Raw genomic sequence first — 23,310 nt, forward strand, 5'->3', positions numbered from 1 at the left:
TCGCCGGCCGGGGTGCGGATGTCGATGACGGGCTCGGCGGGCAGGCCGAGCGTCCGGCAGGCCTCGGCGTAGCCCAGCCGGACCTGGTGGGCCGTCCAGGTGTCGGTGCGGGCCGCCAGCGCCACCCGCCGGTGGCCGAGGCCGGCGAGGTGGCGCAGCGCGAGCAGGACGCCGTACCGGTGGTCGGAGCCGACCGCGTCGAGGACGGCGGCGGGGCTGCCGGGGGCCGGGAGGCGTTCCAGCAGGACGGCGGGGACGGGGAGTCCGGCCATCCAGGCGTACTCCTCGGGGCGGTCGTCGGCGGTCCAGTTGGGGGCGAGCAGCAGGCCCTGGACGCCGGAGGCGAGGAGCTGGTCGACCTGGACGCGGTCGGCGCTGGCCTCGTAGGAGGAGATGCCGAGGACCAGGTGGACGCCGGCCCCGGCCGCGGCGGTGCGCGCACCGGCGATCACCTCGTCGAAGTACTGCACCACGGCGGGGACGAGCAGGCCCAGGGTGGCCGCCTCGGCCGGACGGGCCGGCGCCGGGGCAGGGGCCGGGGCGGACGCGGCCGAGGGGCCGGCCGCCGCCGGGCCTGCGGACGAGACGGAGCCGTGCGTGCGGCGGAGCTGGCCGGACTCGGCGAGGGCCGCGACGTCCCGGCGGACCGTGACGGCCGGCAGGCCCAGCCGCTCGGCGAGGTCCACCACCCGGACGGTGCCCAGGCCGCGCACCGTGTCGAGGATGCGGGCACGGCGATCGTCCGCCGGGATCGGCATGGCACTCCCTGTCGGTGGGCCGGTCTGTCGAAGTGGACAGAACCTACCACCCGGTCGGCGGAGCGGTGCCGGCCCCGGCGGAGGCGGACCGGGGTCAGGATCCGTACCGCTCCTCGGGGACGACGGGGCCGAGGTCGGGGCCCGCCACCAGTTCGACGTGGTCGCCCGGGCGGTGGAGTTCGAGGATCAGCACCTCGTTGGCGCCGGCCCGCCAGAGCGGCGCCGGGGCGTAGAGGGTGCGCTGCGGGCCGATGTCCCAGTAGCGGCCGAGTGCGAACCCGTTCAGCCAGACCATGCCCTTGGTGAACCCGGGCAGGGCGAGGAAGCCGTCGGCGGGGGTGTCGACGGTCAGTTCGGCCCGGTGGAAGGCGGGCCCGTCGGCGGTGGAGGGCTCGCCGAGGGCGAGGGCCGTCGGATCGTCGAGGGGCAGCGGGCGCACCTCCCAGCCGAACTGGTACTGCCGGTCGACCCGCACGCCGCCGGTGATGCCCTTGGGGTCGTGCAGCAGCGGGCCGTAGTTGATCCGGCCCTGGTTCTCGACGAGCAGGTCGAGCACGGCGCCGCCCTCGGGCACCCGCAGCGGCAGGGCCCGGTCGGGGTGGTCGCGGTCGAGGACGCCGAGGGGTTCGCCGTCGAGGAGGACCTGGGCGCGGTCGGCCAGGCCGTCCACCCGCAGTTCGCCGTGGGCGAGCGGGCCGCGCAGGCGGGTGCGGTAGTGGATGAGGCCGAAGTTCTGGCCGAGCTCCTCCATCGGGCGGGGCTCGGGGAGGTGGTGCACGGTGGAGAGTTCACCGAGGGCGCCCTGCGGACCGAGCAGCGGCCGGCTCGCGGTGACCGGGGCGGTGCGGGGGGCGAGGCGGGCGGGCGGCTCCGGCAGCGGGTGGGGGTTGGGGCCGAGGTGGCGTTCGATCACCTCGCGGAAGAGGTGGAACTTCTCGGTGAGTTCGCCGGCCTCGCCGACCGGGGCGTCGTAGTCGTAGCTGGTGACGTCCGGCTGGTAGCTGGTGCCGTCGTGGTTGGCGCCGTTCCACCAGCCGAAGTTGGTGCCGCCGTGGCCCATGTACAGGTTGACCGAGGCGCCGGCGGCGAGCTGGGCGTCGAGCACCTCGGCGGCGTCCGCGGCGTCGCGCACGTGGTGCGGCGTGCCCCAGTGGTCGAACCAGCCGCACCAGTACTCCATGGTGACCAGCGGGCCGACCGGCTGGTGGCGGCGCAGGCAGGCGAGGGACTCCTCGGGGCGGGAGCCGAAGGTCCCGGTGGTGAGGAGTCCGGGGACCCGGCCGCCGAGCTGGAAGCCGTCCTCGGCGCCGTCGGCGGTGAACAGCAGGACGTCGACGCCGCGGGCGACCAGGGCGTCCCGCAGGTGTTCGAGGTAGGCGGTGTCGTTGCCGTAGCTGCCGTACTCGTTCTCCACGGCGACGGCCACCACCGGGCCGCCGTTCGAGGAGAGCAGCGGGAGCAGCACGGGCACCAGGTGGTCGAACCAGGCCTCCACGGCGGCGATGAAGGGCGGGTCCAGGCGGCGCAGCCGCATCGCGGGGTCGGCGAGCAGCCAGCCGGGGAGGCCGCCGAACTCCCACTCGGCGCAGATGTACGGGCCCGGGCGGACGATGACGTCGAGGCCGAGGTCGCCGGCGGCGCGGACGAAGCCGGCGAGGTCGCGGTCGCCGGTGAAGTCGGCGCGGTCGGGGGTGGGCTGGTGGAAGTTCCAGGCGACGTAGGTCTCGACGGTGTTGACGCCCATGGCGCGCAGCCGGGTGAGGCGGTCGGTCCACTGTTCGGGGCGGATGCGGAAGTAGTGGACGGCGGCGGAGACGATCCGGTGCGGACGTCCGTCGCGCAGGAAGGTGTCGCCGTCGGTGGTGAGGGCGGGGTGGGGGGCCTGATCGGCCATCGGGTCCTCCGCGGGAAGGGGCGGGAGTGAGGGGGCGGGACCTGCACGGGTCCGGGCGCACGGCCGCACGGGCGGCTACGGCAGGTCAGCGGCGGCGGATCGGCGGCGGCCACCGGGGACACCCTAGGAGTTCGGTGATCGCACGGTCAATCGATCGGCTATCACCGGCATTATTGATCAATTTTCGATCGAACGATACTCTTCGATCGGAATATCACCGGGGGACCGCTCCCGGACGACGCTTCGGCGGGCATGACATTGGGAGGCCAGGATGGCCATTTCGGGGGAAGAGCGCCGCAGGCTCATCGTGTCGGCCGTGGGCGAGCTCGGCGGGCGGGTCCGCCTCACCGAGCTGGCCGACCGGCTGGGCATCCCGGCCGTCACGGTCCGCCGCGACATCGCCGCACTCGCCGACGCCGGCCGGATCTCCCGCTCGCACGGCTTCGTCTCCCTGGAACGCCCCGACGCCGCCGGACCACCGGCCGCCCACGGCCCCGGAGCGGGCCGCGCCCTCGGGCTGCTGGTGCCCTCGGTCGGCTCCTACTTCGACGAGGTGATCGCCGGGGCCCGGGCCGCCGCCACCGCCGCCGGGGCCCGGCTGGTCCTCGGCATCGCCCCGTACGGGACCGGCGGCGACCGGTTGCAGGCCGAACGCCTGCTGGAGTCCGGCGCCGAGGGCCTGCTGCTGGCCCCGGGGCTGGTCCCCGGCCGGGCGGCCGAGGACTACGCCTGGCTGGACGCCCTGCCGGTGCCCGCCGTCCTGGTGGAACGCCGCTCCCCCACCCCGGACGGCCCCGGCTCCGGGCTGGACACCGTGGCCTCCGACCACCGCCACGGCGTGCTGAGCGCCCTGCGCCACCTGGCCGGACTCGGCCACGAGAGCGTGCTGCTCGCCGCCCGGGGCGACTCCTGGACGGCCGCCGAGGTCCGGGCCGGCTACCTGGAGGGCACCCGGCTGCTCGGGCTGCCCGCCCTGCCCGCCCTGGACACCCTCGGGCCCGGCAACGTGCCGGCCGACCCCGAACTGCTGGTGACCCGGATCGCCGAGGCCGCACGGTCCGGGACGCGCGCGGTGCTCGTCCACAACGACCAGGACGCCCTGCGACTGCCGCCCCTGCTGCGCGCGCAGGGCCTCACCGTGCCCGGCGACGTGGCGCTGGTCGCCTACGACGACGTCTTCGCCGCCCTCGCCGCACCCCCGCTCACCGCCGTCGCCCCGCCCAAGCGCGCGGTCGGCGCGGCGGCCGTCGACCTGCTGCTGCGCCGCCTGGCCGCCGGCACCGACCTGCCGGTGCACCGCACGGCGCTGCTCCCGGTCCTGCACGTCCGCGCCTCCTGCGGGGCCGTGCCCTCGGTGTGAGCCCACGCCCGGTCGGTAGCCGGCCGGGCGATCAGGTGACGGTGCTGAAGATCATGGGCACGGACCGCACCGACGAGGCCTGGCCGAGCCGGATGCTGGAGACGTTCGACCGGGCCCTCGGTTGTCCGGGTCGATGTGTCGGCGATCTGGTCTTCCGGCCGAGAGGGCCCGGGCCGACAGCTACCGATGTGGTCGGCCAGGCCCTGGTGCACCGGCCCTTCGCGCGGTGAGAAGCACCGGACGAAAACCGGTGCGGGGCCGAACCGGTGATCCACTAGAGTCTGCGCCCGACACCGTCGGAGAAGTTCGGGCTCGTAGGGGGTTCCATGCGCGGAACGCGTTCCGCCGCCGCCGTGACAGTCGCGGCAGCCGTGCTGGCGGGCGGCCTCACCGCGTGTGGCGGCACCGGTGGCGGGCCATCGCAGAGGGCCGCCGCGCCGGACGGTGCGGCGGCGAGCAGCAGCGGGGTGGCGGCGAGCACGGCGGCCGGGCCCGGCCCCGAGGCGGCGCTGGCGGCGGCGGCCGAGGTGATGCGCAAGGCCGGCAGCGCCCGGTACACGCTGGCCGCGCCGGACGGCCTGGAGGCCAAACCGGGGGCGGGCTTCGCCCACTGGGCGAGCCGCCCGGCCGGGATCGAGTACCTGGTCGACACGCCGAAGGCCTCGATCAGAGTCCGGGTGGTGGGCAACGAGGCGTACCTGGGCCCCACCGAGCAGGCCGCGGCGGAGGCGGGCGAGCAGGCCCTCTGGGTGAAGACGCCCTTCGCGATGTGGCGTCGGCCCTTCTATCCGCAACTGGCGATGGCGATGGACCCGGTGAACCAGCTGACCCGGGCCCAGGCGGCCCGGCTCAGCGTGGTCGGGAGCGGGACGATCGACGGTGCCGAGGTCACGCAGTACCGCGCTGTCGAGGACGCCGCCACCGTGCTGGGCGGACTCCCCGACCTCACCGAGGAGCACCGCCCCCACATCGAGGTGGCCCTGAAGAAATGCGGTGAAACGTTCACCCTCGACTTCTGGCTCAACGCCGAGCAGGAACTCGTCCGGTTCCGCGAGTTCGGCGACAAGGAGGGCGAGGGCAAGGCCGTCACCGTGACCTACTCGGCCCTGGGCACCGGCCCCGCGCTGACGGCGCCCGCCGCCGACGACCTTGAGACGTCGCAGTACCTCTTCAAGTTCAGCACCCCGTCGCCCACCGCCGTCGGTCCGGGGCCCGAAGCCGTCTAGCTGCCCGGGAGCAGCCGGGTCAGGTACCCCGCCCCCGGGCCCAGCTGCGGCGCGAGGGGCGCGGCGTGCGGGTGCCAGGGGGCCTCGTACTCCCAGGCCGCCCAGGCGCCGGGCGGCAGCAGGCGCAGGCAGTCGGCGATCGGCAGCACGCCCGTGCCGAGCGGGAGCGGGGTGAGGTCGTCCGCCGAGGCGACGTCCTTGACCTGCACGTATCCGAGGTGGGGGCCGAGCGCTCGGTGGGTCTGCGCCGGGCTCTCGCCGGCCAGCCAGGTGTGCAGCAGGTCCCAGAGCGCGCCGACCGCGGGGTGGTCCACCTCGCGCAGCAGCGGCGCCAGTGCGGCGCCGGCGCGGTGCGAGTCGTGGGTCTCGACGAGGATCCGCACCCCGAGGGCCGCCGCCTGCGGGGCCGCCGCGCGCAGCCTGCGGACCGCGCGTTCGTCGGCCCCGGCCGCCGGGCCGGGGCCGCCCTGCGGGAAGACCCGCAGGTGGCGGCAGCCGAGGTCGGCGGCCAACCGCAGGTGGGCGGTCAGCTCGGCGAGCACCGGCGCGTCCGGCCCGGGGGCGGCGACTCCGACGTAGGAGGCGAGGGTCAGCGGGACCACCCCGGCCCGGGACAGCAGCCGGGCGGCGGCCCGGCGCCCGGCCGCGTCCAGCCCGAGGCGGACCGGCTGGTCGTCGGCGCAGCGCAGTTCGAGGCCGTGCCAGCCGTGCTCGGCGGCGAGGCCCGCGGCGCGGTCGAGCGGTAGCCCGGGCAGGCCGAGGGTGGCGAGTGCGAGGGGCACGGCGGCTCAGCCCTCCTCGACGGCGCGGACGGTGACCGTGCCGGGCGCGAGCCGGATCCGCCGGTCCGGGGCGCCCGCGAGCCGCACGGTCAGCACGACCGCCCCCGGCTCCTCCTCGTCGGGCCGGGCCTCCAGGGTGACCGCGTCGGCGAGGGCGGACGGCCGGTCGGCGGCGGTGAGCCGGGCGGCGCAGGCGAACAGGGCGGGGCCGGCGGCGGGCAGTTCGCCGGTGAGCCTGGGCAGCGCCGCCTCGGGGCCGAAGGCGGTGCCGCCGGGGACCCGTTCGCCGTCGGCGGCGGTGAAGCCGTGCAGGGCGTGCAGTTCGGAGGCGAGCCGCCCGTCGGCCAGGACCCCCGCGTCGGTCCGGTGCTCGGTGCGCGCGCCCGCGACCGCCCACCCGGTCTGGGTGACCGGGGTGCCGGCCGTCCCGCCGGTGACCAGGTGGGCCCGGACCTCCTCGGCGCCGTGGGCGAGGGTGAGCGAGGTGACGGTGACGCCGGGCAGCTCGCGGCCGCCGGCGCGGGGGTGCCAGCGGGAGGCGGCCCAGCCGGGCCCGGTGCCGAGCGGGTGGACGCGGCCGCGTTCGGTGGGGCCCGCGTCGGTCAGCAGGGCGAGGTGGTTGTCGGCGGGGCCCTCGAAGGCGGGCCCGGTGGCGGTGGAGTGGGCGAGCCGCGCGTAGTACGGATCGTCGGGGCCCACGGCCTCCGCGGGCTGGTCGTCGCTGCCGTGGTTGTGCAGCCGGACCAGGCCGTCGGCGGCGGTGGACTGCACCAGCCAGCCGGGCCCGGCCAGGGCGAGGACGGTGTCGCGCCGCTCGGCGGGGGCGGGCTCCTCGGGCGCGGTCCACACCGGGTGGCCGGACGGGAGCAGCAGGCCGAGGAAGGCGCTGCCGGCCCAGTACGGGGAGGCGGGGCCGGAGTAGCCCTGGACGAGCCGCAGGTCGGGGCCGTGCCAGCCGAGGGTGAGCAGGCCGCGGTCGTCGACGGCGCCCCGGTCGAGGAAGTGGCGCAGGGCGCCGGAGGCGAGCCGGCGGGTGGTGCCGGGGGCGAGCGGGGTGTGGCCGGTGAGCGCTCCGGCCCACAGGGGCGCGGTGGCGGCGAAGCGGTAGGTGAGCGAGCGGCCCTGGTGGACGGGCGCGCCGTCGGCCCCGAAGGTGTGGGCGTAGCCGGCCAGGTGGGCGGCGAGGCGTTCGCCGTACACGGTGCGCAGGGCCCGGTCGTCGGCGAGGTGCGCGTGCAGGACGGGGTAGAGGTGCAGGGCCCAGCCGTTGTAGTGGTCGAAGGCGCGGGGGCGGCCGTCGGTGTACCAGCCGTCGTCGAGGTACCAGCGGTCGATGTGCTCCAGCCCGCGCCGGACCGCCGCGCGGGACTCGGCCTCGGCGATGCCGGCCTCGGCGAGGAAGCCTCCGACGGCCAGCGGGAAGAGCTGCCAGTTGTTGTCGTTGGGGGTGCGGTGCAGGGCGTCGGTGAGCCAGCGGCCGACCCGGTCGCGGACGGGTCCGGGCAGCCGGTCCCAGAGCCAGGGGCGGGTGAGGCGCAGCGCGAAGGCGATGGAGGCGGCCTCGACCATGGCCTGGCCCCGGTCGGTGATCAGCGGCCAGGACTCGCGGTCGCCGTCGGCGAGGTCGCGTTCGCCGGTGGGGGTGCGGGTACCGGCGTCGAGTCCGGCTGCGTAGTGCGCGAGCAGGCCGTGCGGGTCGGCGCCGCCCGCGCCGGCCACCCGCAGGGCGGCGGGCAGGAAGGTGCGGGCGAAGCCCTCCAGGCCGTCGGAGCGGCGTCCGGACCAGCTAGGGCGGGGGCCGGGCAGGTCGATCAGCGCCCCGGCGGGACTGGCGTACGGGCGGACCGCGGTCAGCAGGGCGTCGGCGGCCGCCTCCCAGTGCTCCCTGGTCCAGCCGGTGTGCGGGCTGAGGTCGCGGTCCTCCGGGGGCAGGCGCATGAGGTCCTCCGTGGTCGGGTGGTGAGCCGGAATCTAGGCAGCGCCTGATCATTCGTCAAGCCAAGGCGATCAAATGAACGGCTTGATCGGATTGTGACCTTACCGCCCGGGCGGCCATTCACCCGTATTTTTCGGCATTCCCGGTGGTCAGAAGGGCGAATCCGAGGGCCGGGCGGACCGATCAGGTTGGATCATTTGATCCAGATCTCTTGACTCCGATCGCCGATCTGCTCAGGATGACAGCCAATCGCCCCCACCCTCTGCGGGTCCCGGTCGGAGCCGACCGCCCCCTGGCCCGCGCACCCTCGCCCTAAGGAGCCCACCGATGCGCTCGACCCCCTTCTCCCGGCGCAGAGCCCTCCGCGTCGCCGCCGCGGCCACCTCGGCCGCGCTCGGTGTCACCCTGCTCGCCGCCTGCGGCAGCAGCGGGGACGGGTCCGGGAACACCGCCGCCGCGGACGACGGCAAGCCGGTCACCCTGACCTTCTGGGGCTGGGCGAAGGGCACCAAGGACGTGGTCGCCGCGTTCAACGCGAGCCACCCGAACATCCAGGTCACCTTCGAGGAGATCCCGGCGGGCGCCGCCGGCGGCTACGCCAAGCTCTCCAACGCGGTCAAGGCCGGCAACGCCCCCGACGTCTTCAACGTCGAGTACCCGCAGCTGCCGGACTTCGTCAGCCAGGGCGCCGTCCAGGACATCAGCAAGCTCGTCGACGGCGACCTCAAGGCCAAGTACCTCCCGCAGGCCGTCGAGCTCACCTCCCTCGGCGGCCGCACCTGGGCCCTGCCGCTGGACGCCGCCCCGCAGGTCTTCTACTACCGCAAGGACCTCTACGCCAAGGCCGGCATCACCGTCCCCAAGACCTGGGACGAGTTCCGCACCGCGGCGCAGCAGTTGAAGGCCGCCCAGCCCGACACCCGGATCGCCACCTTCTTCCCGGACGACCCGACCACCTTCGAGGCGATGGCCTGGCAGAACGGCGCCCACTGGTTCGCCGCCGAGGGCGACGCCTGGAAGTCCGACCTGACCGGGGCGGAGACCCGCAAGGTCTCCGAGTACTGGCAGAAGCTGGCCGACGAGGACCTCGTGCGCGTCATGCCGTCCTTCAGCCAGCAGTGGACCGCGTCCCTGCAGAAGGGCGAGACGGCCGGCTACCTCGGCGCCACCTGGGGCGGCGGCGTCCTCAAGGCCAACGTCGGCACCACCCCCGAGGTGAACGGCACCTGGGCGGCCGCGCCGATGCCCAGCTGGGACGGCACCCCCGCCAGCGGCATGCTGGGCGGCACCACCTTCGCCGTCTCCAAGGACAGCAAGAAGGCCAAGGCCGCCGTCGAGTTCGCCACCTGGGCGACCACCACCGCCGACGGCTTCAAGGCCCGGATCTCCTCCGGCACCTCCTCCGCCTACCCGGCCGCCACCGAGCTGGTGCCGGTCGCCAAGCAGGCCTTCAACACCGACTTCTACGGCGGCCAGGACCTCTACGCCCTCTACGCGGACGCCGCCAAGTCCGTCAAGCCGGGCTGGACCTGGGGCCCGGCGATGGGCCTCACCAACGGCTCGCTGAAGGACTCCTTCGGCAAGGTCGCCGACAAGAGCGGCACCATCGACCAGGCGCTCGACACCGCGCAGCAGGCCACCCTCGCCGAGTTCAAGAACCGCGGACTGAAGGTCGCCCAGTGACCACCGGCACCCATCCCGGCCGTGCTGATCGCCCCGTTCCTCCTGCTCTTCACCGCCTGCACGCTGATCCCGATCGGCTACGCGATCCGGCTGAGCCTGTTCACCGAACGCCGCGACGGCCTCGGCTTCGGCGACGCGGAGACGGTCTTCACCGGGCTCGGCAACTACGCCCGGGCCCTGGGCGACGAGGCGTTCCGCGACGGGTTCTGGACCGCCGCGCAGTACTGCCTGCTCTACATCCCGCTGATGACCGGCCTGGCGCTCGTCCTCGCCCTGCTGCTGGACTCCACGCTGGCCCGCGCCCGGCGCTTCTTCCAGCTGACCCTGTTCATCCCGCACGCCGTGCCCGGCATCATCGCCGCCCTGCTGTGGATGTACCTGTACACCCCGGGCATCAGCCCCGTGCTGGACGTGCTGGAGGCGCTGGGCACCCAGCCCGACCCGCTCGGCCACCCGCTGCCCGCCGTCGTCAACATGGCGCTGTGGCAGTGGACCGGCTACAACCTGGTCATCTTCTACGCCGCCCTCCAGGCGATCGACCGCACCGTGCTGGAGGCCGCCGTCGTCGACGGCGCCGGACCGCTGCGCACCGCCCTGAGCATCAAGGTGCCGCTGATCCGGCCGTCGATCGCGATGGTCGGCCTGTTCACCGTGATCGGCTCGCTCCAGCTGTTCACCGAGCCGATGATCCTCTACGGCACCTCGCCGGGCGTCACCTCCTCCTGGACCCCGAACATGTACGCCTACACGGCCGCCTTCGAGCGCCACGACTACGGGCTCGCCGCATCCGCCTCGGTGCTGCTGGCGCTCGCCGCGGCGGGGCTCTCCTTCGCCGTCACCCGGCTCACCCGGGGCCGCTCCGAACGCCGGCGGGAGGCCGACGCATGACCACCACCGCCACCCGCCCCAGCGGCGCCCCGCCCCGCCGCCCGACCGGTGCCGGCCGGCCGCGCCGCCCGTGGACGCTCTCCAAGACCGCCGTCAACGGCACCCTGGTCCTGGCCACCCTCTACACCCTGTGGCCGCTCGGCTGGCTGCTCACCGCCTCCGCCAAGAACACCGCCGACCTGCTCGGCGGGAACTCCCTGGGCCCCGGCAACTTCCAGCTCGGGCAGAACCTGAGCGACCTGGCCACCACCGGCGACGGCATCTACTTCCGCTGGTACCTCAACTCGCTGCTGTACGCCGGGATCGGCTCCCTGCTCTGCGCGCTGGTGTGCGTCGCGGCCGGCTACGCCTTCCACGTCTACCGCTTCCCGGGCAAGGAGAAGCTGTTCGGCCTGGTGCTGCTGGGCGTGCTGGTGCCGACCACGGCGCTCGCCCTGCCGATGTACCTGCTGGCCTCCGAGCTCGGCATCGTCAACACCTTCTGGGCGGTCTTCATCCCCTCGCTGGTCAACCCGTTCGGCGTCTACCTGGCCCGGGTGTTCTGCGCCGGCTACGTGCCGAACGAGGTCCTGGAGGCCGCCCGGATGGACGGCGCCGGGGAGCTGCGGACCTTCTGGTCGATCGGGCTGCGGATGGTGATGCCCGGCTTCGTCACCGTGCTGCTGTTCCAGTTCACCGCGATCTGGAACAACTTCTTCCTGCCGCTGGTGATGCTCTCCGACAACCGGCTCTTCCCGGTCAGCCTCGGCCTGTTCAGCTGGAACGCCCAGACCAAGGCGTTCCCCGAGTACTACCCGCTGGTCATCACCGGCTCGCTGCTCGCCGTCGTGCCGCTGGTGCTCGCGTTCGTGCTGCTCCAGCGCCACTGGAAGGCCGGTCTGACCGCAGGGAGCGTCAAGTGAACCCGAACCCCGCCGCCACCCCCGCCACCACCGCCCCTACGCCCGACCGGGAGACCACCGTGCCCGACGGCCGGCCCGCCTGCCGCCCCCGCGCCGTCCTCGCCATGCACCGCGAGCTCGCCGGCCGCCTGATCGACCCGCACACCCTGGCCAGGCTCACCGCGCTGGCCGACCTCGACCCCGCGCTCGTCCTGGACGACTTCACCACCCCCGAGGCCCGCGCCGCGCTCGCCGACGCCGAGGTGATCGTCTCCAGCTGGGGCTGCCCGCCGATCGACGAGGAGGTGCTGGCCGCCGCCCCGCGGCTGAGCGCCGTCATCCACGCCGCCGGCTCGGTCAAGCACCACGTCACCGAGGCCTGCTGGCGCCGCGGCCTCCAGGTCACCTCCGCGGCCTGGGCCAACGCCCTGCCGGTCGCCGAGTACACCGTCGCCGTCGTGCTGCTCGCCAACAAGCGGCTGCTGCCGATCCGCGAGGAGTACCGGCGCCGGCGCGCCCCGCACGACTGGCAGCTGGCGTACGCGACGGCGGGCAACTACCGGCGCACCGTCGGCATCGTCGGCGCCTCCCGGATCGGCCGGCGGGTGCTGGAACTGCTGCGCCCGCACGACCTCGACCTGCTGCTGCACGACCCCTACGTCGACCCCGCCGAGGCCGCCCGGCTCGGCGCGCGCTCCGTCGACATGGACGAGCTGTGCGCCGCCTCCGACGTGGTCAGCGTGCACGCCCCCGAACTCCCGGCCACCCGGCACCTGATCGACGGCCGCCGGCTCGCCCTGATGCGCGACGGCAGCACCCTGGTCAACACCTCCCGGGGCTCCCTGGTCGACCAGCAGGCGCTGGTGCGCGAGGTCGTCTCCGGGCGGCTCGACGCCGTCATCGACGTCACCGAGCCCGAGGTGCTGCCCGCCGACTCCCCGCTCTACGACCTGCCGAACGTCGTCCTCACCCCCCATGTGGCCGGCTCCCTCGGCGGCGAGCTGCACCGGATGGCCGCCGCCGCCGCGGACGAACTCGCCCGCTACACCGCCGGGCAGCCGTTCGCCCACCCCGTCCTCGCCGAGGACGTCCACCGCACCGCGTGACCCCGCGCCGCGCCCCTGCGCCGCGCGGCCCCGCACCACGCGCCCTCACCACGTGACCCGCACCACGTGTCCTCGCACCACGTGCTCCCCGCACCAGCAACGAATCGGAGAACCCCCATGTCCCGCAGGGTGATCGGCATCGTCATGAACGGCGTCACCGGCCGGATGGGCTACCGCCAGCACCTGGTCCGCTCCATCCTCGCCATCCGCGACCAGGGCGGCCTGCCGCTCGGCGACGGCGACACGCTGTGGCCCGAGCCGATCCTGGTCGGCCGCAACGCCGACAAGCTCAAGGACCTCGCCGACCGGCACCTCCTCACCCACTGGACCACCTCCCTCGACGAGGCCCTCGCCCACCCGCTCGCCGAGGTCTACTTCGACGCCCAGGTCACCCCCGCCCGCGAGGCCGCGCTGCGCACGGCGATCGCCGCCGGCAAGCACGTCTACACCGAGAAGCCCACCGCCGAGTCGCTGGAGGCCGCGCTCGACCTCGCCCGCCTCGCCCGCGACGCCGGGGTGTGCAACGGCGCCGTGCAGGACAAGCTCTTCCTCCCCGGCCTGCTCAAGCTCAAGCGGCTGGTGGACGGCGGCTTCTTCGGCAGGATCCTCTCCGTGCGCGGCGAGTTCGGCTACTGGGTCTTCGAGGGCGACTGGCAGCAGGCCCAGCGGCCGTCCTGGAACTACCGCGCCGAGGACGGCGGCGGCATGGTCCTCGACATGTTCCCGCACTGGCGCTACGTCCTGGACGGCATCATCGCCCCCGTCCGCTCGGTGTACGCGCACACCGCCACCCACGTCCCCGAGCGGATCGACGAGCACGGCAAGGCCTACCGGGCCACCGCCGACGACGCCGCGTACGGCGTCTTCGAGCTGGAGGGCGGCATCACCGCCCAGATCAACTCCTCCTGGGCGGTCCGGGTGGACCGCGACGAACTGGTGGAGTTCCAGGTGGACGGCACCGAGGGCAGCGCCGTCGCCGGGCTGCGCGAGTGCCGCTTCCAGCACCGTGCGGCCACCCCCAAGCCGGTCTGGAACCCCGACCTCCCGGCGACCGAGCCGTTCCGCGCGCAGTGGCAGCGGGTGCCGGACAACGAGGAGTTCGACAACGGCTTCAAGGCGCAGTGGGAGCTGTTCCTGCGCCACGTGGCCACCGGCTCCCCGTACCACTGGGACCTGCTGGAGGGCGCCAAGGGCGTGCAGCTCGCCGAACTCGGCCTGCGCTCCGCGCGCGAGGGACGCCGTCTGGAGGTCCCCGAGCTGACCCTGTGACGGCCCGCCGGCCGTACCCCGGCCGGCCGCCGAACAGCAGGCCACCACGGACCCGGCCACCGCGTACCCGGCCGCCGACGAGACGATTGCGCTGACACCATGACCGAGATCGACCTGCCCGGCCACGGCCGGATCCGGCTGCGCGAGCCCGCCGCCCCGTCCGCCCCTGCCGCCTCCCCCGCCGCCCGCTCCCGGGTGGCCTTCGCCGCCGCCCACGTGGTCGCCGACCCGCTGGGCGACAACGCCCCCGGCGCCCCCGCCGCCGTCGACTGGGACGCCACCCTCGCCTTCCGCCACCACCTGTGGTCGCTGGGCCTCGGCGTGGCCGACGCGATGGACACCGCCCAGCGCGGCATGGGCCTCGACTGGCCGGCCACCCGTGAGCTGATCACCCGCTCCGGGGCCGCCGCCCGCGCCTGCGGCGGCCGGCTGGCCTGCGGCGTCGGCACCGACCAGCTCGCCCCCGGCCCCCACCCGCTGGGAGCCGTCCGGGCCGCCTACCGGGAGCAGCTGGCCGTGGTCCAGGAGGCCGGCGCCCAGCCGATCCTGATGGCCAGCCGCGCCCTGGCCGCCGCCGCCCGCGGCCCGGAGGACTACCTGGAGGCGTACGGCGGGCTGATCGCCGAGTCCGAGCGGCCCGTGCTGCTGCACTGGCTCGGCGAGATGTTCGACCCCGCGCTGGCCGGCTACTGGGGCTCCACCGACCTCGACGCGGCCGCCGCCACCGTGCTGGAGCTGATCGGCGCGCACGCCGACCGGATCGAGGGCATCAAGGTCTCCCTGCTGGACGCCGACCGGGAGATCGCGCTGCGCCGCGCCCTGCCGGCCGGTGTGCGGATGTACACGGGTGACGACTTCCACTACCCCGAGCTGATCCGCGGCGACGAACTCGGCCACAGCCACGCCCTGCTGGGCGTCTTCGACCCGATCGCGGCCACCGCCGCGGCGGCGCTGCGGGCGCTCGACGAGGGCGACCTCGACCGCTACGACGAGCTGTTCGCGCCGACCGTGCCGCTGGCCCGGCACCTGTTCGCCGTGCCGACCTTCCACTACAAGACCGGGGTGGTCTTCCTCGCCTGGCTGGCGGGCCACCAGGACCACTTCACCATGGTCGGCGGTGCCCAGAGCGGCCGCTCGGTGCCCCACCTGGTGGAGCTGTTCCGCCTCGCGGACGCGGCCGGGGTGCTCCCCGACCCGGACCTCGCTGCCGACCGGATGCGCCGGCTGCTCGCGGTCGCGGGGGTGGCGGCATGAGCGGCACCAACGCCGTGACCGGCCTCGCGAAGCTGTCCCTCAACCAGATCACCACCCGGGGCTGGAGCCTCCCGGAGGCCGTGCGCGGCTGCGTGGACGCCGGCATCCCGGCCATCGGGCTGTGGCGCGACAAGGTCGCCGAGACCGGTCTGGCCCGCTCCGCGAAGCTGTGCCGGGACGCCGGGCTCGCCGTCAGCACCCTCTGCCGGGGCGGCTTCCTCACCGCCGCCGGACCCGAGGAGCGCCGGGCCGCGCTCGCCGACAACCTCCAGGCGATCGAGGAGGCCGCCGAACTCGGCACCGACACCCTGGTGCTGGTCGTCGGCGGTCTGCCGGCCGGCAGCCGCGACCTGGTCGGCGCCCGCGCCGCCGTCGCCGACCTGCTCGGCGAACTCGCCCCGCACGCAGGCGACTTCGGCGTACGGCTGGCGATCGAACCGCTGCACCCGATGTTCTGCGCCGACCGGGCGGTGGTCTCCACCCTGGGCCAGGCGCTCGACCTCGCCGCCCCGCACCCCGCCCGGCAGGTCGGCGTCGTGGTGGACAGCTACCACGTCTGGTGGGACCCGGCGCTGCCCGAGCAGATCGCCCGCGCCGGGCGGGAGGGCCGGATCGCCTCCTACCAGGTGTGCGACTGGACCCTGCCGCTGCCCGCCGACGCCCTGCTCGGCCGCGGCCACGTCGGCGACGGCCACATCGACTTCCGCGCCCTCACCGACCTGGTCACCGATGCCGGGTACGACGGCTGGATCGAGGTCGAGATCTTCAACCAGGAGATCTGGGACACCCCGGGCGAGCTGACGCTGCGCACCCTCGTCGAGCGCCACCTCACCCACCTGGCCCGGCCGTGAGGGTCGTCGTCGCGCCCGACTCCTTCAAGGGCACCGCCACCGCCCGGGACGCCGCCCTCGCGCTGGCCGCCGGCTGGCGCTCGGTGCGGCCGGACGACGAACTGCTGATCCGTCCGATGGCCGACGGCGGGGAGGGCACCCTCGACGCGCTCGCGGCGGCCCTCCCCGGCGCGGTCCTGCACCCGGTCCCCGGCTGCACCGGCCCCGACGGGCGGCCGGTCACCGGACGCTACGCGCTGCTGCCGGACGGCACCGCGCTGGTCGAACTCGCCGACACCGGCGGCCTGCCGCTGCTCGGCGGCGACCTCGCCCCGCTCACCGCCGGCACCCGCGGCACCGGCGAGACCATCGCCGCCGCGCTGGACGCCGGCGCGCGGCGGGTGACCGTCGCGCTCGGCGGCTCCGCGTCCACCGACGGCGGCGCCGGGCTGCTCGCCGCCCTCGGCCTGCGGCTGCTGGACGACTCCGGCGCCCCGCTCCCGGACGGCGGCGGCGCCCTCGCCCGGGCCGACCGGCTGGACCGCACCGCCCTGCGCGCCGCCCCGCCCGGCGGCGTCCGGCTGCTGACCGACGTCACCAACCCGCTGCTCGGCCCCGCCGGAGCGGCTGCGGTCTACGGACCGCAGAAGGGCGCCGACCCGGCCGCGATCGCCCTCCTGGAGGCAGGTCTGCGCCGCTTCGCCGACCTGCTCGGCGGCGACCCGGACCTCCCCGGCTCGGGCGCGGCCGGTGGCACCGCCTACGGCCTGGTGGCCGCCTGGGGCGCCCGGGTGGTCCCCGGCGCGGCGGCCGTCGCGGACCTGACCGGACTCGGCGCCGCCCTCGTCGGCGCCGACCTGGTGATCACCGGCGAGGGCCGCTTCGACACCACCAGCCTGCTCGGCAAGGCGGTCGGCGAGGTCCTCGCCCGCGCCCGGACGGCCGCCGTCCCCGCCCGGGTCGTCGCAGGTGAGTCCACCGACCCCGGCGCCCTCACCCTCGCCCGCCTCTCCGGCGACCCCGCCGACGCCCGCGCCCGCGCGACCCACTGGCTCACCACCGCCGGCGCCCGCCTGGCCGGCACCCATCCCATGGACTGACGATCAAATGGCCTTCAAACAGTAGGCCAACAACCCGCCACGACTGCGAATTGGAGAGCACTCCTCAAATATTGATGTAGAATCATAGGCGCAAGGGGGCCTTGGGGCTGATGTTGAAGGCATCGGCAGGCCACCCACCGGCAGGGGGATCAACCGCCATGGACTACCACCTCGACACCGCCCGCGCCCTCATCAACGAGCGCATGCGCGAGGCCGAGCAGCACCGCCTCGCCCACGCCCTCCGTCTCAAGACCCGCGCCGAGGCCAAGTCCCGCCGCGCCCGCCTCCTCCTCGCCCGCCTCACCGCCTGACCGCCGCCCCCAGGTCCGCGCCCCGGAAGCCCCGGGACCGCCGGAGACCTCCGCGCGCAGGCGCCCCGGAAGCCCCCGCGGCCTCCGGGGCGCGGTCGTCAGGACGGGTAGCGGATCGAGCCGAGCGGGGGGCAGGGGACGAGGGTCGTGTCGGCGCCGGGGCGTTCGACGAAGGCCCGGGCCTCGGAGGCGCGCAGGCGCTGGGAGTCGAGGGCGTCGGCACTCCGGGCATCGCGCCTGGCGCGGGCGTAGTCCCAGGTGTCGTCGATGAGGCTGAGGCTGGTGTTGGCGGAGCTGCGCTGGAAGTCGGCCTTCACGGCGGCCTGCTGGAGGGCGCTCTGGGCGGCCGCGAGGTCGATGCGGGTGATCAGGACGCCGATGGTGTTCGGCTCACGGGTGGGCAGCGGGGCCTGCGGGAGCAGGGAGACGCCGCTGTCGTAGCGGCTCATGTTGTCGAGGCTGGCCTGCTGGGCGTCCCTCATCATGAGCTGCATCTCCTGGTGCATCCAGAAGAACTCGTCGAGGTCGGCCTGGGTGATGCGCATCCGCCCGTAGAGCGCCTGGAAGCGGGGGTCGTGGTGCAGCGGGAGCACGGGGGGCGTGTGGAGCGAGACGCAGTCGTTGAACCCGCCGGACACCGCGGCCTCCAGATGGAGGATCGCGAGGTCCGCCTGCCCCTGTACGCAGGCCATCCCGGCGAGGCCCGCGTGGCCCGAGGCGACGAGCCAGTCACCGTCGGGGCCGAGCGCCCCGGCGCGCGCCATGACGTCGTGCAGGCCCCTGGTCCCGGCCGCCGGGGCTCCCCTGGTCAGGAGTTCCACCAGCACCTCGTGAAGACGGGCTGCGAGTGAGCTGACGGTGTCGGCCATGGATCTCCTCGGACCTCGGCGGTGAAGAGCGGACGGGGCGTCGAGCCGGTGGCGGTCCCCGTGGGGATGACGGGCGGGCGGGGTGATCGGTTCCGGGTCGTCCGCGCGGGGGTCGAGGACGGCCTCAGCGCAGTTTCCGCAGGACGACGTACTCCTCCGACGGGTCCGACCGGTCCGACTGGTCCGACGACTTGATCAGGTCCGTGTCGTAGTGGAGGGTGCCGTCCGGCTGCATCGTGATCCGGCGGTAGGTCGACCTGTCGCTGATGCACTCCGCACCGGGCGAGGAGCCCGTCGTCCGCGACGCGTAGGAGATCTCGTCCTTCCCGACCGAGCTGAGCTTCCAGGCGCCTTCGCACCAGATGCCGGTCCTCGGCGTCTCGGCGCGGATCGTGCTCTTCTCCTCGTCCTGCTCCGACTGGTTGATGGTGACGGTGACGGTGGTGACGTCCCCGTTGGCGGCCGTGCGCTCGCCGACCCAGGTGCCGAGGAACTTCGCGGGGACGACGCCCTGCGCGGCAGTCGCGGTGCTTCCGTCCTCGTCGCGCAGCCGCTCGAAGAGCAGGTAGCCGCCGCCGAGCAGGAGCACGAGGGCCAGGACGGCCGCCGGCACGCCGTACCCCCGTCGGTCGCTCGGCCGCCGGGGGTACGGCCCGTGGCCCGGCGGCGGGAACGCGGACGGGAGCGGGAACGGGGTCGGGAGCGGGGGCGGGGGCGGGGCGTACGGTCCGGAAGGTCCGACGGGTCCCGCGAGCGGCGGGCCGAAGCCCTGCGGGGCCGGCGGTCCGAACCCGGGCGCGCCGCCGGCGGGCACGGGCACCGCCGCCCCGGTGACCGTCCAGCCACCGGCGGGTGCTCCCGCCGCCGGTTCCGGAGCGGGCGCGGCCGCCACCGCCCGTTCCTCCTCCAGGTCCAGCAACTGCACGGCGCTGCGCCCGACCGCTGCCGCCAGCGCCGTGGGCAGCCAGTCCCCGCGCCCCGGCCGGGCCGCGGCCGTGCCGTCGCCGTCCAGCAGTTCCCGCAGCCGGGCGGGCGTCGGGCGGGCGGACGGGTCCTTGGCCAGGCAGTCGCGGACGACGGACTCCAGCGGGCCGGACAGCCCGGCGAGGTCGGGCTCCTCGTGCAGCACCCGGTAGAGCAGGACGGGCGCGCTCACCCCGGAGCCGAACGGCATGGTGCCCGTCGCCGCGTACGCCAGCACCGCGCCCAGCGAGAAGACGTCGCTGGCCGGCCCGGCGGGCAGCCCGTGCGCCTGCTCCGGCGACATGAAGCCGGGCGAGCCGAACACCTGACCGGACTGGGTGAGCCCGGTGGTGGTGTCCAGCGCCCGGGCGATGCCGAAGTCGATCAGCCGCGGCCCGTCCAGGGTCAGCAGCACGTTCGACGGCTTGACGTCCCGGTGCACCAGCCCGAGGCCGTGCAGATGGGCGAGCGCCTCGGCGAGGCCGACGCCGAGGGTGCGGACGGCCGGCCCGGGCAGCGGCCCGAAGTCCCGTACGGCGGTGGTGAGCGCGGGCCCGGCGACGTAGCCGGTGGCCACCCAGGGCCGTCCGCCCTCGGTGTCCGCGTCCAGGACCGGCGCCGTCCAGGCGCCGCCGACCCGCCGGGCGGCCGCCACCTCCTGGCGGAACCGGGCGCGGAACTCCGCGTCCCCGGCGAGCTCGTGACGGACCACCTTGACGGCGACGGTCCGCCCTCCCGTGGACCGGCCGAGGTAGACCCGACCCATCCCGCCCGCTCCGAGCTGCCGCAGCAACCGGTACTCGCCCACCTGCCGCGGATCGTCCGCCGCCAACGGTTGCATGCTCCACTCCCCTCCGCGCCGGGCGCGGCCGTCCCCGCCGCACGCCCCTGAGCAGACGCTATCGGTCCGGGACCACCGGCGGTACGGGATCTCGATCACGGGACCACTTCTTGATCCACTCGAATCCGCCCGGGCCGCGCTCCGGGCCGCGCTCCGCCTCCGCCCGGTCCTCCGCCCGGTCCTCCGCCCGGCCGCTGACGGGACACCAGCGCGCAAACGGGCGATCACCGGTGTCCCGCCGCCCGGCCCGGGTAGTCTCCTGTCGGTCGCCGCTGATACGTTCCCGATCCATCCATCAGATCCGGTCCATCAGGGAAGGTCGGGACAACCGTTGACCCATCGATCTCGCATACCGCGACCACGTTCGCCGCTCCGCGCGGCCGTGGCCGTGGCCGCGGCGGCTTCGGCGGCCGCCTTCGGCATGGCGGCGGGCGGTGCCACGTTCGCCGTGGCCGCTCCGGCCGCCCCGACCGCGCCGGCTGCCGGGCTGCAGGCCCAGTTCGCCGCCGCGGCCAAGGAGTTCAAGGTCCCCGAGAGCATCCTGCTGGCGGTCTCCTACCAGCAGACCCGCTGGGAGTCGCACCAGGGCCGGCCCAGCACCACGGGCAACTACAACGTCATGGGCCTCACCCAGGTCGACGTGGCGGCGGTCGCGGCGGCCCAGGCCGCCGCCCAGCCGGAGGTCGACCTGCGCGGTGACGGCACCCCGTCGACGGCCCGCGAGGCGGCACCCGCCCCGGCGGCCCCGGTCGACGGTCCCGCGCTGCACACCCTCGAAGCGGCGGCCGAGCTCATCGGGCGGCCCGCGGCGGAGCTGCGCGAGAACACCCTGCAGAGCATCCGCGGCGGCGCCGCACTGCTCGCCGAGCAGCAGCGCGCGGCGAAGGCCCCGCAGTCCGCCGACCCGGCCGCCTGGTACGGAGCGGTGATCCGCTTCAGCAACGGCGGTTCGGACGGTCAGGGCTCCGCCGAGGGGCAGGAGTTCGCGGACCGGGTGTTCGGCACCCTCAAGGTCGGCGCGACCCGGACCACCTCCGAGGGCCAGCGGCTGACGCTCGCCGCCGACCCGAAGGCCGTCGCGCACAGCCCGGCGGTCGACCGCGGGGTCGGGCGCCCGCCCGCGGCGCAGGACGGCTCGCGCGGCGCCGGGACCACCGGAGCGGTCGCGGCCGCGGGGGCCGCCGACCCCATCGAGTGCCCGGCCGCCCTGGGCTGCGACTTCAAGCCCGCCGCGTACGCGCAGAACAACGCCGACGTCTCCAACTTCGGCAACTACTCGATCGCCGCCCGCGGCGGTGCGGACATCGACTACATCGTCATCCACGACACCGAGGGCGGCTACACGGGCTCGCTGGCGACGTTCCAGAACCCGAAGTCCCTGGCGAGCGCGCACTACCTGCTGCGGTCCAGCGACGGACACGTCACGCAGATGGTCGCGAACAAGGACATCGCCTGGCACGCGGGCAACAAGAGTCTGAACATGCACAGCGTGGGCATCGAGCACGAGGGCTACGCGCTGAGCGGGGCCAGTTGGTACTCGGAGCAGCTGTACCAGTCCTCGGCGACCCTCACCCGCTACCTGGCCGACCGGTTCGGCGTCCCGCTGGACCGCGAGCACATCATCGGCCACGACGAGGTGCCGGGGCCGGTCCAGAGCTCGGTGAACGGCATGCACTGGGACCCGGGCACGTTCTGGGACTGGAACCACTACATGGACCTGGTCGGCGGGCGCGTCCCGGCGGACCGGGGCTACGTGGTCGGCGGCCGGATCACCATCAACCCGCCGTTCTCCAACGCCTACCGGCCGCCGATCAACAACGTCGCGTCCCAGCCGGCGAACTTCGTCTACCTGCACGCCTCCCCCGCCGGCCCGCTGATCGGCAACGCCACCCTGAACGCCTCCGACTGGAGCGACAAGGCGGTGGCCGGCAGCAGCTACGTCGTCGCCGAGATCCAGGGGCAGTGGACCGCCATCTGGTACAACGGCCGCAAGGCCTGGTTCTGGAACGACGGCTCCATGGCCTCCGCCGACAACCGCCCGGGCCAGTACGTGCTGACCCCCAAGGCGGGTCTGGGCAGCGTCGCGGTCTACGGCCGCTCCTACCCGGAGTACGGCGCCTACGCCGCGCTCGGCGTCCCGGCGCCGGACCCGAACATCGTCGCGCTGGACTACACCCTGCCCGCCGGCCAGCAGTACGTGCCGGCCACCACCACCCCGGTGCCGGGCGCCTTCTACTACAACCCGACCATCAACGGCAGCGCGCCGGGCGACCGCAGCTGGGTCCAGGGCGGCGTCACGTACTACCCGATCCGGTACAACCACCGGCTCGCCTTCGTCTCGTCCGCCGACGTCGACCTGGTGCCGGCGAAGACCGACGTGCTGGCCAGCGGCGAGCGGGTGCAGCTGCTGGCGCAGACCAGCAGCGGCCCGGTCAACGCGGGCGCCAACTACACCCGCGGCGTCTGGGAGAAGTACCACGCGATCCCGGCCGTCGGCGGCCCGGCGGACCCGAACCAGAGCTTCGCCGTGCTCTACATGGGCAGCTGGCTGCACGCGGTGACGGTCGCCAACGGGCATGTCTACACCGCCGACCGGAACCTCTACACGGGTGAGTGGACCCCCTGGTACGACCTCCAGGTCAACGGCGCGGCCGGTCCGCTGTCCTCGCCCGTGACCGAGGTGACGGTCGCCGCCACCGGCACCAGGATGCACGTGGTCGTGGTCTCCGGGGGCCGCCTGCTGGAGGCCGCCGCGGACTACTCGGCGGGCCGCTGGTACCCGTGGGGTGACATCTCCGGCGTGCTCGGCCTGTCCCCCGGCGCGCTGAACCGGATCACGGCGACCGCCAACGGCAACGTGATGCACATCAACGGTGTCGGGACCGACGGCAAGATCTACAGCGCCGACGCCGACTACGACCGCGGCGTCTGGGGCTACGGCGACATCAACGGCGCGGTCGGCCCGCTGAACGGGACGATCACCGGCCTGTCCGCCGTCGCCGTCGGCTCGCAGCAGCACGTGCTGGCCCTGGTCGACGGCAGGATCAAGCAGGCCACCGCCGACTACGCGGCCGGCACCTGGAACGGCTGGGGCGACGTCTCGGCCGTCACCGGGCAGACCGCGCCGCTGACCAGGCTCGCCGTCACCTACACCGGCAACAGCCTCCGGCTGTTCGGCGTCTCCGGCGGGCGGGTCTACAACGCCAACGGCGACTACGCCCTCGGCCGCTGGTCGGGCTGGATGGACACCCAGGCCCCGGGTGCGGCCGGCCCGATCGACCCGGTCACCACCGTGGCGGTGACCGGCATCTGACCGACCGGTCCACCCGCGCCGCTGCCCCCGACGGGCGTTCCCGTCG

The 23,310-nt window shown here is 74.8% G+C and carries 19 protein-coding genes; 13 read left to right on the top strand and 6 right to left on the bottom strand.

The annotated features are described in order from the left end of the window. The coding region (locus tag ACFU74_RS24755) for a DeoR family transcriptional regulator (RefSeq protein WP_380760380.1) at positions 1 to 758 on the bottom strand (758 nt) is incomplete at its 3' end. A 94-nt stretch (positions 759 to 852) separates the two neighbouring features. After that, positions 853 to 2,652: a beta-galactosidase family protein gene (locus tag ACFU74_RS24760; RefSeq protein WP_380760382.1), complete on the bottom strand. Its 1,800-nt coding sequence runs from the start codon at positions 2,650 to 2,652 to the stop codon at positions 853 to 855. 271 nt (positions 2,653 to 2,923) lie between these two features. Here ACFU74_RS24760 and ACFU74_RS24765 point away from each other — a divergent pair, with 271 nt between their 5' ends. The 3 genes from ACFU74_RS24765 to ACFU74_RS24775 all read left to right on the top strand — a co-directional run bounded on the left by ACFU74_RS24765 (position 2,924) and on the right by ACFU74_RS24775 (position 5,238). Then, positions 2,924 to 4,012, top strand: a complete 1,089-nt coding sequence (locus ACFU74_RS24765; protein ID WP_380760384.1) for a substrate-binding domain-containing protein — start codon at positions 2,924 to 2,926, stop codon at positions 4,010 to 4,012. Positions 4,013 to 4,047: 35 nt separating this feature from the next. Continuing rightward, positions 4,048 to 4,242, top strand: coding sequence for an e9imm peptide (locus tag ACFU74_RS24770; RefSeq protein ID WP_380760386.1), 195 nt, complete (start codon positions 4,048 to 4,050; stop codon positions 4,240 to 4,242). Positions 4,243 to 4,338: 96 nt separating this feature from the next. Next, the gene (locus tag ACFU74_RS24775) at positions 4,339 to 5,238 is read left to right on the top strand and encodes a hypothetical protein (RefSeq protein WP_380760388.1); all 900 of its coding nucleotides are present in this window, start codon (positions 4,339 to 4,341) and stop codon (positions 5,236 to 5,238) included. Here the strand turns inward: ACFU74_RS24775 and ACFU74_RS24780 are convergent. Then, the gene (locus ACFU74_RS24780) at positions 5,235 to 6,020 is read right to left on the bottom strand and encodes a sugar phosphate isomerase/epimerase family protein (RefSeq protein WP_380760390.1); all 786 of its coding nucleotides are present in this window, start codon (positions 6,018 to 6,020) and stop codon (positions 5,235 to 5,237) included. The genes ACFU74_RS24775 and ACFU74_RS24780 overlap by 4 nt on opposite strands. A 6-nt stretch (positions 6,021 to 6,026) precedes the next feature. Continuing rightward, a complete protein-coding gene (locus tag ACFU74_RS24785; protein ID WP_380760392.1) occupies positions 6,027 to 7,958 on the bottom strand; it encodes a DUF2264 domain-containing protein in 1,932 nt (643 codons plus the stop codon). A gap of 325 nt (positions 7,959 to 8,283) precedes the next feature. On the opposite strand from ACFU74_RS24785, the gene ACFU74_RS24790 reads away from it, so the two are divergent. The 9 genes from ACFU74_RS24790 to ACFU74_RS24830 all read left to right on the top strand — a co-directional run bounded on the left by ACFU74_RS24790 (position 8,284) and on the right by ACFU74_RS24830 (position 17,278). After that, the gene (locus ACFU74_RS24790) at positions 8,284 to 9,639 is read left to right on the top strand and encodes an ABC transporter substrate-binding protein (protein ID WP_380760394.1); all 1,356 of its coding nucleotides are present in this window, start codon (positions 8,284 to 8,286) and stop codon (positions 9,637 to 9,639) included. A gap of 12 nt (positions 9,640 to 9,651) precedes the next feature. Continuing rightward, positions 9,652 to 10,527 (top strand): carbohydrate ABC transporter permease, encoded by an 876-nt coding sequence (locus ACFU74_RS24795; RefSeq protein ID WP_380760415.1) that lies wholly within the window; start codon positions 9,652 to 9,654, stop codon positions 10,525 to 10,527. After that, positions 10,524 to 11,429, top strand: coding sequence for a carbohydrate ABC transporter permease (locus tag ACFU74_RS24800; RefSeq protein WP_380760396.1), 906 nt, complete (start codon positions 10,524 to 10,526; stop codon positions 11,427 to 11,429). Before ACFU74_RS24795 ends, ACFU74_RS24800 begins: the two co-directional genes overlap by 4 nt. A 104-nt stretch (positions 11,430 to 11,533) precedes the next feature. Then, positions 11,534 to 12,514: a hydroxyacid dehydrogenase gene (locus ACFU74_RS24805; RefSeq protein ID WP_380760417.1), complete on the top strand. Its 981-nt coding sequence runs from the start codon at positions 11,534 to 11,536 to the stop codon at positions 12,512 to 12,514. Positions 12,515 to 12,631: 117 nt separating this feature from the next. Next, the gene (locus tag ACFU74_RS24810; protein WP_380760398.1) at positions 12,632 to 13,783 is read left to right on the top strand and encodes a Gfo/Idh/MocA family protein; all 1,152 of its coding nucleotides are present in this window, start codon (positions 12,632 to 12,634) and stop codon (positions 13,781 to 13,783) included. Between the two features lie 99 nt (positions 13,784 to 13,882). Then, entirely contained in the window at positions 13,883 to 15,037 is a 1,155-nt protein-coding gene (locus ACFU74_RS24815) for a dihydrodipicolinate synthase family protein (RefSeq protein WP_380760401.1), read from the top strand. Further along, positions 15,034 to 15,888 (top strand): sugar phosphate isomerase/epimerase family protein, encoded by an 855-nt coding sequence (locus tag ACFU74_RS24820; RefSeq protein WP_380760403.1) that lies wholly within the window; start codon positions 15,034 to 15,036, stop codon positions 15,886 to 15,888. Before ACFU74_RS24815 ends, ACFU74_RS24820 begins: the two co-directional genes overlap by 4 nt. Further along, positions 15,885 to 16,967, top strand: a complete 1,083-nt coding sequence (locus ACFU74_RS24825) for a glycerate kinase (protein WP_380760405.1) — start codon at positions 15,885 to 15,887, stop codon at positions 16,965 to 16,967. The genes ACFU74_RS24820 and ACFU74_RS24825 overlap by 4 nt, the downstream gene beginning before the upstream one ends. 158 nt (positions 16,968 to 17,125) lie before the next feature. Further along, positions 17,126 to 17,278 carry a hypothetical protein gene (locus ACFU74_RS24830; protein WP_380760408.1) on the top strand — a complete coding sequence of 51 codons (153 nt, stop codon included), beginning with the start codon at positions 17,126 to 17,128 and terminating at the stop codon, positions 17,276 to 17,278. A gap of 98 nt (positions 17,279 to 17,376) precedes the next feature. On the opposite strand, the gene ACFU74_RS24835 is transcribed toward ACFU74_RS24830, so the two are convergent. Continuing rightward, positions 17,377 to 18,147 carry a hypothetical protein gene (locus ACFU74_RS24835; protein ID WP_380760409.1) on the bottom strand — a complete coding sequence of 257 codons (771 nt, stop codon included), beginning with the start codon at positions 18,145 to 18,147 and terminating at the stop codon, positions 17,377 to 17,379. Positions 18,148 to 18,271: 124 nt separating this feature from the next. Further along, on the bottom strand, positions 18,272 to 19,951 hold the full coding sequence (locus ACFU74_RS24840) for a serine/threonine-protein kinase (protein ID WP_380760411.1): 1,680 nt from the start codon (positions 19,949 to 19,951) through the stop codon (positions 18,272 to 18,274). 388 nt (positions 19,952 to 20,339) lie between these two features. Here ACFU74_RS24840 and ACFU74_RS24845 point away from each other — a divergent pair, with 388 nt between their 5' ends. Further along, entirely contained in the window at positions 20,340 to 23,264 is a 2,925-nt protein-coding gene (locus ACFU74_RS24845) for an N-acetylmuramoyl-L-alanine amidase (RefSeq protein WP_380760413.1), read from the top strand. Positions 23,265 to 23,310 lie beyond the last annotated feature (46 nt).

This window comes from Kitasatospora sp. NPDC057500 (genome assembly GCF_042802195.1).
Classification (GTDB): Bacteria; Actinomycetota; Actinomycetes; order Streptomycetales; family Streptomycetaceae; genus Kitasatospora.